General features: G+C 55.5%; 11 protein-coding genes. 10 read left to right on the forward strand and 1 reads right to left on the reverse strand.

Translation table 11 applies throughout. From position 1 onward, the window contains the following. The 9 genes from GFC01_RS16890 to GFC01_RS16925 all read left to right on the forward strand — a co-directional run. A partial coding sequence (locus GFC01_RS16890; protein WP_194175014.1) for a purine/pyrimidine permease occupies positions 1–885 on the forward strand: 885 nt, incomplete at its 5' end. Between the two features lie 308 nt (positions 886–1,193). Beyond that, the gene (locus GFC01_RS16895) at positions 1,194–1,856 is read left to right on the forward strand and encodes an energy-coupling factor ABC transporter permease (RefSeq protein WP_152948326.1); all 663 of its coding nucleotides are present in this window, start codon (positions 1,194–1,196) and stop codon (positions 1,854–1,856) included. Between the two features lie 97 nt (positions 1,857–1,953). Next, positions 1,954–2,304 (forward strand): PDGLE domain-containing protein, encoded by a 351-nt coding sequence (locus GFC01_RS16900; RefSeq protein WP_341474071.1) that lies wholly within the window; start codon positions 1,954–1,956, stop codon positions 2,302–2,304. Between the two features lie 329 nt (positions 2,305–2,633). Beyond that, positions 2,634–3,419 carry a cobalt ECF transporter T component CbiQ gene (gene cbiQ / locus GFC01_RS16905; protein WP_194175015.1) on the forward strand — a complete coding sequence of 262 codons (786 nt, stop codon included), beginning with the start codon at positions 2,634–2,636 and terminating at the stop codon, positions 3,417–3,419. A gap of 10 nt (positions 3,420–3,429) precedes the next feature. Further along, the gene (locus tag GFC01_RS19575) at positions 3,430–3,579 is read left to right on the forward strand and encodes a CopG family antitoxin (RefSeq protein ID WP_243137670.1); all 150 of its coding nucleotides are present in this window, start codon (positions 3,430–3,432) and stop codon (positions 3,577–3,579) included. Then, on the forward strand, positions 3,525–3,710 hold the full coding sequence (locus tag GFC01_RS19580) for a BrnA antitoxin family protein (protein ID WP_243137672.1): 186 nt from the start codon (positions 3,525–3,527) through the stop codon (positions 3,708–3,710). The genes GFC01_RS19575 and GFC01_RS19580 overlap by 55 nt, the downstream gene beginning before the upstream one ends. Positions 3,711–3,745: 35 nt before the next feature. Continuing rightward, on the forward strand, positions 3,746–4,549 hold the full coding sequence (locus GFC01_RS16915) for an ATP-binding cassette domain-containing protein (RefSeq protein ID WP_152948328.1): 804 nt from the start codon (positions 3,746–3,748) through the stop codon (positions 4,547–4,549). A 222-nt stretch (positions 4,550–4,771) separates the two neighbouring features. Continuing rightward, positions 4,772–6,175: a MurT ligase domain-containing protein gene (locus tag GFC01_RS16920; RefSeq protein ID WP_243137669.1), complete on the forward strand. Its 1,404-nt coding sequence runs from the start codon at positions 4,772–4,774 to the stop codon at positions 6,173–6,175. A 586-nt stretch (positions 6,176–6,761) separates the two neighbouring features. Continuing rightward, positions 6,762–8,108, forward strand: coding sequence for an acetyl-CoA hydrolase/transferase family protein (locus GFC01_RS16925; protein ID WP_152948329.1), 1,347 nt, complete (start codon positions 6,762–6,764; stop codon positions 8,106–8,108). On the opposite strand, the gene GFC01_RS16930 is transcribed toward GFC01_RS16925, so the two are convergent. Then, positions 8,105–8,353 (reverse strand): DUF3006 family protein, encoded by a 249-nt coding sequence (locus GFC01_RS16930; RefSeq protein WP_194175016.1) that lies wholly within the window; start codon positions 8,351–8,353, stop codon positions 8,105–8,107. The two genes, GFC01_RS16925 and GFC01_RS16930, sit on opposite strands and share 4 nt — an antisense overlap. A 199-nt stretch (positions 8,354–8,552) precedes the next feature. Here GFC01_RS16930 and GFC01_RS16935 point away from each other — a divergent pair, with 199 nt between their 5' ends. After that, complete coding sequence (locus tag GFC01_RS16935) at positions 8,553–10,313, forward strand: sigma 54-interacting transcriptional regulator (RefSeq protein WP_152948331.1); 1,761 nt, start codon at positions 8,553–8,555, stop codon at positions 10,311–10,313. The last annotated feature ends 198 nt before the right edge of the window (positions 10,314–10,511 follow it).

A 10,511-nucleotide genomic window follows, 5' to 3' on the forward strand; every position in this document is an offset into this window, starting at 1 on the left:
GGGGTGGAGGGGGGCGGGGCGAATATGCGCTCCGTCCTGCTTTCGGTCATGGTGGTGGCGGTGGTCCTGTGGGCCAGCCTTAAAGGCCGCCCCTTTACCCGCAGCATAGCAGTGCTCATTGGCATCACTGCCGGCTGGCTGGCGGCCCTGCTCCTGGGTCTGGCCCCCGGCATACCCTGGGCCACCTCCACCGCGGTACAATTACCCCGGCTTTTTGCCTGGGGGCCGCCTACCTTTGACGCCGGCATTATCTTTACCTCCGTCATGACCGGCCTGCTGGTTTTAAGCAACCTGGTGGCCAGCATCCTGGCCATGGAAAAAACCACCGGGCAAAAGCTGTCCCGGCGGGTTTATGACCGGGGGGTGGCCCTCACCGGCGTTTCCGATGTGATGGCCGGGGTGGGGGCCACGGTGGGATTTGTACCCTTTTCCGCCGGGGCGGCCCTGGTGGGCATGACCCGGGTGGCTTCCCGCCTGCCCTTTATTCTCTTTTCCGTCATAATGGCCCTCATGGGGCTGGTCCCGCCGGTGGGCGCCCTTTTATCCTCCATACCCGTGCCGGTGGGCTATTCGGTGCTCATGGCCTCCTTCTGCCAGATGGTGGGCTTCGGCCTGCGGGACTATTTGCAATTAAAACTGGACAACCGGGATTTCTATGTGGTGGGGTTGACCCTGCTCTTCGGTACGGGGTCCATGATGCTGCCCCCGGAGGTGCTGGCCGGCATGCCCGCCACGGCCCGCTACTTGCTGGGCAACGGCTTTTTAAGCGGCATGCTGCTGTGCATTTTACTGGAACACCTTTTCCTGCCGGCCCGGTTCTTTGCTTCCGGAAGCAATACGGCCCGGGGCAAAGAAAAAAGAAGGGCCGGGAGCTTTTTTCAATGAAAGAGATCCCGAAAGGCATGGTATTGTTTTCCCTCTCAATAAGATAATGGGCCTTGCGTGCATTAGGCAGGTTATCTGCAAAAAAATTTTTACCCCGGGCAGGATTTCCTTTTATAGTGGAGAATGAATATTCCTATAAAGGGCAGGTTGTTTAGCAAACAGGTGTCAGGAAGGCACCGCTAACTGCCCGCTGGAAAAGACAGCTGAAGCAACGGCGAACGCTTGACCACGGAGGTCTATCCCAGGGATAAGGCCGGGTGGTCATTTTTATTTTCCCGGCCGGGTCAACATTAAAGGAGGCGGTTTTTATGCATATCCCCGATGGATTCCTGGATCCCAAGATCTGGGTAAGCGCCAGTGCCATAAGCGCCGGAGCGGTGGCCACGGCAGTGACAAAGACCAGGCGGGTGCTGGAGGACCGGCAGGTTCCCGCCCTGGGAGTGATGGGGGCCTTTATCTTCGCCGCCCAGATGGTTAATTTTCCGGTGGCCGGCGGCACCTCCGGCCACCTGCTGGGAGGAGCCCTGGCGGCGGTGTTGCTGGGGCCCTGGAGTGCCGGACTTATTTTAACCACGGTGCTGGTCATTCAAATGCTCTTCTTTTACGACGGCGGTTTGACCGCCCTGGGGGCCAACGTACTGAATATGGCCTTCATCGCCCCCTGGGTGGCCTGGGGTGTTTACCGCCTGATCACCGGCCCGGTCAGGGGTAATGCCGGGCGCACCATAGCCACCTTCCTGGCCTCCTGGCTTTCGGTGATGGCCGCGGCACTGGCCTGCACACTGGAAATAGCCCTTTCCGGTACGGTGCCCCTGAAGGTGGTTCTGCCGGCCATGATGGGCTGGCATGCCCTGATCGGCATTGGGGAGGGCCTGATTACCGTGGTGGTGATCACCTTTGTCTCCCGGTTATGGGGACTGGAACAGCCCGGGCAAAAGGATCTGGCGGGCGTTTCCCGGGGAAGGTATTAACCAGTAACGGTACGAGAAGTCAGCGGCTCCTGATGCAAGAATCAATAAACCGTTACCGGAATCACTTGCGACTATTTTTTGGAGGGAGGACAGGTCAGTGAACAAGAAAACTTTGCTGGTTGGGCTGCTGGTGGCCCTGGCCGTGGCGGCCCTGCTTTCCCCTTTTGCTTCCCCCAGTCCCGACGGGCTGGAAAGGGTGGCCGAAGACCAGGGGTTTTTGCACCTGGCCGAGGGCAAAGAATTAATTCATGCCTTGATGCCTGATTACGTTTTTCCCGGCATAGCCCATGAAGGCCTGGCTACCGCCCTGGCCGGTGTCGTGGGTACTCTTTTGGTTTTTGCGGCCATGTACCTGCTGGTGCGGGTTATTCTCCGGTTTAATAGAAACGCCGGAAGCGAATATGCAGGAAATGATCAGCCTTCCGGTAACATTCAAAGAAAAGCTTGATTCAAGGGAAGGCGAACGTTATAATAAAGCAAACGGGATCAAGGAGATCCCGGTTTTCCCTGAAGAAAGCTTGTCATGAAGAACCGGACATTGCTGGATCTCCCGCAGCTGATAATGGGCATCAGTGAACAGCGCGGCACCACAGGGGGGTCACTGAGCATTTAGCAGTCATGGGTAAAAATCATGGGTAAAAAATTATATTAGCAATAATAGCCATGGAGGTTATGGCCAGGAGGAAAGGGGCCTGCTGTTCCATGGCTTTTTGTATTATAACGGGTTTGTCTGTTGGGGAAGATACCGTACGATTTCACTGGCGAGGTGGCAGCCATATGGAAAATATATTTTGGGCCGGCGGACAACAGGCAGCGTCGTTTATCCACAGCCTGGACCCCCGGGTGAAGGTGGTGGCGGTGGCCGGCTTTGTGGTCCTGACCACCCTGCTCACCTCCATATCCGGGCTGGGCCTGGCAGCCCTGTTTTTGTTGTCCCTTACGGCGGCGGCCCGGGTAAAGCCCCGTCAGCTGGCCGGGCGTCTGGCCTGGGTGCTGCCCTTCGCCGGGGTGATGGTCCTGATCTTCCCCTTTATCATGCCGGGAGAGCCCCTGGGGCGGTGGCAGTGGGGCGTGGTAACTCTGACGGCCACCCGGGAGGGGTGGCAGCACGCCCTGATGCTTTCCTTAAGGGTCTTAAACGCCGTCCTGGCCATCAACCTTTTAACGGCCACCACCGGCATGCGCAGGCTCCTGGATGCGTTGCTGGCTCTGCGGGTGCCGGCCGTGTTTGTCCAGCTCATGGAGTTTACCATTCGCTATCTGTTTGTGGTGGCGGAAGAACTGGGGCGGATGAACAGGGCCCGGGGGGCCAGGGGATTCACCCCGGGCCGGCATCTTTTCCACCGCCATACCTTCCGCACCCTGGGCCAGACCGTGGGCCTGCTCTTTATCCGCTCCTGGGAAAGGGGCGAGCGGATTTACCTGGCCATGCTTTCCCGGGGTTATACCGGCCGGGGGCGGGACATATCCCTTCCTTCCCCCGGCGGGCGGGATCTGGCCTGGGGGGCTCTTATCCTGTCCGTGGCTCTGGGGCTTTGTTTAATGGAGCTGGGGGGAAGTTGAAATGCCCAAAATGCCTGATTTTAAGACAGTAGAAGAGGAAGCCGAATTCTGGGAGAAGCACAGCGTGTCCGATTACTGGGACGAGTTGAACCGGTCAAGGAGGAATTGGACCCGGAATTTAAATCAAAAATCAAAGCCAGGGCCAACCTTAAAAAGGTAACGTTAAGACTAAGCGAGGGGCAGATTGCCGCCGCCAAACGCATAGCGGCTGAAAAGGGAATCCCTTCTCAGACGTTGATGCGGATGTGGATTGTCGAAGGAATTAAAGCGCAAGGAGGTCAGTCATTATAAGGACGCCTGAAAACGCTGTCATTGAAATAGAAGACCTGCACTATACCTACCGGGACGGTACCAGGGCCCTTAAGGGCCTTTCCCTTTCCATACCCCGGGGTAGCCGGGTGGCCATCCTGGGGCCCAACGGCGCCGGTAAATCCACCCTGTTGCTGCATTTAAACGGCCTGTACCTGCCCCAGCGGGGAAAGGTGCGGGTGGCGGGGCTGGAAGTAAATGCCCGCACGGCCAGGGAGATCAAGGCCCGGGTGGGTCTGGTCTTCCAGGATCCCGACGACCAGGTTTTTTCCGCCACTGTGGCTGAAGACGTGGCCTTTGGGCCGGTAAATATGGGCCTGTCACCGCAGGAAGTGGAGCGGCGGGTACAGGAGGCCCTGGCGGCGGTAAACATGGAGGCCTACCGGGACAAGGCCCCTTACCACCTGAGTTACGGGCAGAAAAAGCGGGTGGCCATCGCCGGGGTGCTGGCCATGGGGCCGGAAATCATTGTGCTGGACGAGCCCATGGCTTACCTGGACCCCCTGGGCCAGGATACCCTGCTGGAGATACTGAACCGCCTGCACCGGCGGGGCACCACCATCCTGGTGGCCACCCATGATGTGGATATGGCCGCCGCCTGGGCCGACCGGGTGGTTATTGTGCAGGACGGCCACACCCTGGCCCAGGGGAGCCCCTCGCTGCTGGTGCAGGAGGAACTGATCCGGCAGGCGTCCCTGCGTTTCCCCCTGGTGACCCGCATCTTCCGTTCCCTGCCTGAACTGGGTCTATCTACCACCCCCTATACGGTGGAACAGGCGGTGGCGTTTCTGAAAGATCTTTTGGTAGACGGCCGGGTATAAGCGACCTCTGGAAAGGGGCTCTTTTATTAATTATGGCCGGTTGGTTAAGCTATGGTATAATAAACTTGTAAATTTTTTTCCGGAGATGAAGGGGATGTCCGTGAGCGAATTAAAAATGACTTACCGTGAGTCAAATGCCTGCCTCCTGGCCTCCCGGCCCTGTAGTGCCGGGCGCCGGAGCGGGTTCACCGAACATTCGCTGTTAAGGGGGAACTAAAGGGTTTGTTCTTTCGCCTGCGCTTAATTCTGGCCATACTGATGGCCAAAGCAATTATCTGGCTGGTGCGTTTTGCCGGTAGAGGTAAGGGCTCTTCCCTGCCCGGGATGGTATCCTTAAAAATCTGTCCCGGCATCCTGGCCCACCTGGCCGGGCAGGTTCGGCGGGGTGTGGTCATGGTTACCGGCACCAACGGCAAAACCACCACCAACAATATGATTGCCAGAGCCGTCAGGGAGGCCGGTTACCGGGTGGTGGTCAACACCGAGGGGGCCAACCTGATTACCGGCGTGACCACTGCTTTTTTAAAGGCCGCTTCTCCGGTAGGACGGGTGGACTGCGACTATGCCCTGCTGGAGGTGGACGAAGCCTCCTTTCCCCGGATTAGCCAGCAGGTATGTCCCCGGGTGGTGGTGGTGACCAATTTTTTCCGGGATCAGCTAGACCGTTATGGGGAACTGGATAAAACCATATCCCTTATCGAGGATGCCCTGGCCGGCCTGCCCGGCACCAGGCTGGTTCTGAATGCCGACGACCCCCTGGTGGCCCGGCTGGGTGCCATCACCGGCCGGGAAGTAACTTTTTATGGCCTGGGGGAACACTCTGGTGTATCTTCCCATTCCACTGCCGCCCGGGAAGGGCGGTTCTGCCCGGGATGCGGCCGGGAACTGGAGTATGCCTATTATCACTACAGTCAACTGGGCAGTTACCGCTGCCCCGGCTGCGGCTTTTCCCGGCCGGCAGCCGGCGTGGAGGGCTCTCACGCCTTTTCTTCCGGCGGCACCACCGGCTGTTTGCTGGCATATCCGGGGGGTTCCCGGGAACTGGTTATTCCTGTTCCCGGGTTATACAATCTGTATAACGGTCTGGCGGCCTTTACGGCAGCCCTTACCCTGGGGCTGGACCCGGACCGCATCATCCACGCCCTGGGGGGTTACACCCCGGCTACGGGTCGCATGGAGAGGTACCGCTACCGGGGCCGGCCGGTGCTGTTGAACCTGGTAAAAAACCCCACAGGTTTCAATGAAGGACTGCATACCCTGTTAACCCTGCCGGGACCGGTGGATGTCCTGATAGCCATAAACGATAACGCTGCCGACGGGCGGGATATCTCCTGGCTGTGGGATGTGGATTTTGAAATGCTGGGAGAACAGCACCACCGGGTGAACCAGGTGTTCTGCACCGGGCAGAGGGGTGCGGAAATGGCCGTGAGGCTGAAATACGCCGGCTTTCCGTTGGCGAAAATCCATGTACAGGAAAAGATGCACCGTGCAGTGCGGGATGTGCTGGCCGGTAACGGGAGCATCGCTTATCTTCTGACCACTTATACTGCCCTGTGGCCTGTGGAGAGGATTTTGAGGAGCTGTGCCCGGAGGGACGGTCTAGAAAATCTGCCATCTGTATCCTGACCTTTTAAATTTATACCGGGACCGGGGCAATGTACCCGGCGAACTGAGGTTGCCCGGCACTCAAAGGTTATCTGCTCCCGGGTTGTTAATATATATCGTGCGGAACTAATAGTATTTATAGGACATGACTTGCATTGAGTGCCGGGCCGTGCCTACACCGGTTTGACTGAATACAAGTTAACGACCGGTGAATATTTTGGTGGAGCGGCGGTGTCCTCTGGTATACACCGCCGGTGGGTGGTGTCAACAAGATTGACACATGGTTGCCCGGGTGTTGTGCGGCTTAAGTGAGGGGCCCGGGTCCAGGATAAAGGCCGGGGAATGCCTTTCTCCGGCCTTCCCTTGTTTTATTGGGAGGGGTAGTCCAAAAAAGTGGCATGTCAAGGACATCTGTCTACAAAGTTGACAGACTAATCTGTTCAGATTGAATTAACACTATTGCGCGAAACCTTGAAAATTCAAACAAAACAGAGTTTTGAATCTAGATTGCCTTGTCGCCAATCTCTGGTATATCAATTGCTTATGTATGGGTCAGAGGAATTAGGTGCCGGTGAAAAATGTTTTTGGAGAAAGAGGGAGGAAGAATATGAGCTACCAGGATGAGTATAAAAGAAAACTGGTCAGCGCCGATGAAGCGGTAAAAGTGATCAAATCGGGAGATTGGGTGGATTACGGCCAGTTTGCCGGCCAGGTGGTGGATTTGGATGCCGCCCTGGCCAGGCGCAAGGATGAACTGCGCGATGTGAAGATCCGGGCCGTCACCAGGGCGGCGGGGGTACCCCGGGCGGTACAGGAAGACCCCGGCCAGGAACATTTTATCTACAATAACTGGCATTTTGGCGGTGTGGACCGCAAACTGCACGATCAGGGCCTGTGCTATTATATTCCCATTCTTTTCCGGGAAGTGCCCACTTATTACCGGGAACATATGGATGTGGATGTGTGTATGCTGGCGGTTACGCCCATGGACGAACACGGCTATTTTAATTTCGGGTTGAACAACGCTGCCACCATGGCGGCCATTGAGAAAGCCAAAGTAGTGATTGTGGAAGTAAACCGGAACATGCCCCGTTGTCTGGGCGGCAGCCAGGAGAGCGTGCATATCTCCCGGGTGGACTATATCGTTGAAAGCAGTAACTGGAGCGTGCCGGAACTGCCCCCGCCCAAAATCTGCGAGTGTGATGAAAAGATCGCCGGTTTAATTGTGGAACAGATTGAGGACGGCTCCTGCATCCAGCTGGGTATCGGCGGGATGCCCAATGTGGTGGGTAAGTTGATTGCCCAGTCCGATCTAAAAGAACTGGGTATCCACACCGAGATGATGGTGGATGCCATGATGGAAATGTACCTGGCCGGCAAGGTAACCGGCCGGTACAAAAACATAGACAAATATAAAATGGTCTATACCTTTGCCATGGGCAGCCGGAAGCTGTATGATTTCCTCCATAACAACCCGGCAGCGGCCAGCTATCCCGTGGATTATACCAATTCGCCCCAGGTTATCGCCCAGAACGACCGGGTGGTGTCCATCAACAATGCCGTGGAAATCGACCTGTACGGACAGGTGTGTGCCGAATCGGCCGGCAGCAGGCAGATCAGCGGCACCGGCGGACAGGTGGATTATGTGGAAGGGGCCTTTTTATCCCGGGGCGGCAAATCCTTCATCTGCATCAGTTCCACTTTCCAGGACAAGAACGGGCAACTGCACTCCCGCATTGTGCCCACTTTAAGTCCCGGGGCCATTGTTACCACTTCCCGTTCCACGGTGATGTATGTGGTGACTGAATACGGCATGGTCAACTTGAAAGGCAAATCCACCTGGGAACGGGCCGAGGCATTAATTTCCATAGCCCACCCGCGTTTCCGGGAGCAGCTGATCAAAGAGGCCGAACGGTTAAAAATCTGGACGCGTACCAACAAACTTGTCAGTTAGCTCTGGCTGGGGGCCTGGAGAACCTTTTCCCCCCGGGCCCTTTTTACTTTCTCTTTTAATCGGTGAGACTGTCTTTGCAGCCTTTGCAGAGTCAGTTTCCTGTTGATGTTAATGTCTATATCCAGCACGTCCCTTTCCCGGATTTCTTCCGGCAGGTAACTGAGGGGTAAAATAATTTTATATTGTTCCTGTCCCAGTAGAACTACAGCGTACTCCCCCCCCATGCGCTCCACTATTGCCTTCACGCCCATCCCCCCATGAACAGGTGACTTTTTAATGATATAATTATACGGATTGTTGGTATTTCCTTTAACATTCAAAAAATTTCTTCTTGCCATATCTTTAAATTAAATTAAAAAGCAGGCAGGATTTTCTGTAGCAAAGGAGAATTGCAGGAATATATATGTCAACTTTAGAGACAATCGGTTGTGGGGAGGGACGTGTTTGTCCGAAGCCATCATAAAAAATGTGGTGACGACCGTTTTACCTTCGCTACATGATATCCTGGATTCGGTGGCCAGCAACATTGTGGCCATAAACCGGTCCGGGCAGATTGTTTACTGCAGCGCCCAGTTTGCCCGCTATCTGGAACTACCCCGGGAACAGGTTCTGGGACGCCATATTGAGGAATTTTTCCCGGGCACGCCCTTGATGCAAGTGCTGAAGGACGGAAAGCCCCAATTGGGGCGCCAGCTGGAATTAAAAGACGGTACTTACCTGGTCAACCGTACCCCCATCAGGTATAAGGGTGAAGTGGTGGGGGCTGTCTCCGAGTTTCAAAATATTAACGAAATCCAAAATATTATTAACGAACTTTCTTTAGACAACAAACATATCCGGGAGTTAAAAAATCTTTTGGAAATGATTTTGGAACTGTCCAGCGATGGCATAGTGGCCATAAACCGGGATTATGTGATTACCATGGCCAATCATAATTTTGCCGGGTTCTGGAATAAAACGCCGGAAGAGATTATTGGTAAAAACGTTTATGAAGTTTACGGGGACAGCAAACCCATTTTCCCCCGGGTAATGGAAACTGGCCAGGCGGAATACGGATATCTGGCCAACCTCAACGGGCAGGAGATTATTGCCAACCGGGTACCCATAGTGCGGGACGGAGAAATTGTGGGTGCCCTGGGAACGGTGGTCTTCCGGGATGTGGAGGATCTCTATGCTCTGATGAAAAAAATCCGCCATTTGAAAAGTGAGCTGGATTTTTACAAAGACGAGCTGGAACGGGTACAGCGCAGCAAATTCAGCTTTAATTCCATTATCGGCCGGAATAAAAACTTTGAAGCGGTCAAAGAAACCGCCCGGCGGGTGGCCATGACCAGTTCCACGGTGCTCATCCTGGGGGAAAGCGGCACGGGGAAAGAGCTGTTTGCCCACGCCCTGCACACCGAAGGGCTGCGCGGCCGGGGGCCTTTCATCAAGGTCAACTGCGCCGCCGTGCCCGAGAACCTGCTGGAATCGGAACTGTTCGGCTATGTGGACGGGGCCTTTACCGGAGCGCGGAAAGGGGGCCAGCCGGGCAAGTTTGAACTCGCCCACGGGGGAACCATTTTTCTGGATGAGATCGGGGACATGTCCTTAACCATGCAGGCCAAGCTGCTGCGGGTACTGCAGGAAAAGGAGATCGAAAGGCTGGGCGATACCAGGCCCCGCCAGGTGGATGTGCGGGTGATTGCGGCCACCAACCAGGATCTGGAGAGAATGGTAGCCGAAAGAAGGTTCCGGGAGGATTTATATTACCGGATCAACGTAGTTACCCTGAACATTCCGCCCCTGCGGGAGCGTATGGATGACCTGGAACTGCTGGTCAACCATTTTATTGTCCATTTCAACCGCCAGTTCGGCCAGCGGGTCACGGGGGTTTCCCCGGAGGTCCTGGACATCCTTCTAAACCATCACTGGCCGGGGAATGTGCGGGAACTGGAAAATGTGGTTGAACGGGCTTTTAATGTGGTGGACGGCACCACCATTCAGAAAAGGCACCTGCCCCTTTATTTGCAAAAAGGAAGTCTGGCCAAAGGGCGGCACGCGGTTCAGGGCGGTCTGCCCGTTCTGGTGGAAGAGGCGGAGAGGGAGGCCATTCTGGAAGCCCTGAAGACCACCAAAGGGAACAAGCGCCAGGCGGCACAGCTGTTGGGTATCTCCCGGGCCGGGTTATACAAGAAGTTAAAGCGCTATAACATTGAATATTGATCCCGGGCGGGTATTCGCCGCGCCCACGCCGGACTGAGCGTAAGCACAAAATAAAAACCGGATTCTAAACCCGGTCATTGAATTACAGCACCAATGTCGTCATGGTGGAAGGAAATTGAAAAAACTTGTAGAATTTATCACAAACTTGTATATGAAGAAGGTTGCATGGTATGAGACTAATGCACCAAATAATGAATG

The organism is Desulfofundulus thermobenzoicus, from assembly GCF_009428905.1.
Classification (GTDB): domain Bacteria; phylum Bacillota; class Desulfotomaculia; order Desulfotomaculales; family Desulfovirgulaceae; genus Desulfofundulus_A; species Desulfofundulus_A thermobenzoicus.

Bases quoted from the DNA above. Each gene is read 5' to 3' on its own strand.
- GFC01_RS16925 (WP_152948329.1), top strand. From the start codon at position 6,762: ATGAGCTACCAGGATGAGTATAAAAGAAAACTGGTCAGCGCCGATGAA.
- GFC01_RS19575 (WP_243137670.1), top strand. From the start codon at position 3,430: ATGCCTGATTTTAAGACAGTAGAAGAGGAAGCCGAATTCTGGGAGAAG.
- GFC01_RS16895 (WP_152948326.1), top strand. From the start codon at position 1,194: ATGCATATCCCCGATGGATTCCTGGATCCCAAGATCTGGGTAAGCGCC.
- cbiQ (WP_194175015.1), top strand. From the start codon at position 2,634: ATGGAAAATATATTTTGGGCCGGCGGACAACAGGCAGCGTCGTTTATC.